The sequence below is a fragment of the Pseudoalteromonas sp. S3178 genome (assembly GCF_005886985.1).
Taxonomy (GTDB): Bacteria; Pseudomonadota; Gammaproteobacteria; order Enterobacterales; family Alteromonadaceae; genus Pseudoalteromonas; species Pseudoalteromonas carrageenovora.
This window is the reverse complement of record NZ_PNCW01000324.1, coordinates 1-272: the sequence shown is the minus strand read 5'-3', so window position 1 is coordinate 272 and position 272 is coordinate 1. Positions and strand designations below refer to the sequence as shown.

Below are 272 nucleotides of genomic sequence, written 5' to 3'. Positions count from 1 at the left end.
AGCCAGTAAGCGCACTAAACGCTGGGTTGATCTGGATTTTTTCTCCTGAACTTTTGGTGATCATGATACCATCGAGAGAAGCATCAATGATGCGGTTTGCTAGATAAAGATTCTTCTCCGATTTTTGCAGTGCAATATCACGTTGTACTAGGACTTTTTCCAGCTCGCTACAATACGCAGTTTCAATTTCAGTCAGGACATTTTTGAGCGCCAATAGCCCTATCACTTGTTGCGAGTCTGGGGAAGTCACTACCAAATGACGAATGGAGTTT

The 272-nt window shown here is 43.0% G+C and carries 1 pseudogene; it reads right to left on the bottom strand.

The features are described from left to right. Positions 1–272 (bottom strand): annotated as a pseudogene (locus CWC11_RS21155) (EAL domain-containing protein); the annotation flags it as partial.